Here is a 381-nt window from a genome sequence, read left to right on the forward strand (position 1 = left end):
GTAGCCGACCGAGGCCACCATGTCGACCTCGCCGGCCACGAACACCTTGGTGCTGTGGTTGGGCACGAAGAACGAGTTGGCGTGGCTGATGGAGTTGCCGGGAAAGCCGCGCACGCCCAGCATCATGGATTTGGGCTTGTGGTAGTCGCTGCCGATCATCGAAATGTTCGCCTGGCCGAAGCGGTCGATCTGCGTCGGCCCGACCATGGCGTGGCGCTTGCCGCTCCAGACGTTGTCGAAGATGCGGGTGAAGCCCATCCAGCCTTCGCGTTTGATCTCGTAGCCGCCGCGCGGCCCGATCGGCACCGGCTCGCTGACCAGCCAGGCCTCGGAGTCGGTCATCATCAGTTCGGGGTTGCTCGACAGCATGCTGATCGAGGC

General features: G+C 64.3%; 1 pseudogene. It reads right to left on the reverse strand.

The annotated features are described in order from the left end of the window. Window positions 1-381 (reverse strand): annotated as a pseudogene (locus QZH66_RS18750) (CoA-transferase); the annotation flags it as partial.

It is taken from the genome of Stenotrophomonas sp. YIM B06876, assembly GCF_030711595.1.
Lineage (GTDB): Bacteria > Pseudomonadota > Gammaproteobacteria > Xanthomonadales > Xanthomonadaceae > Stenotrophomonas.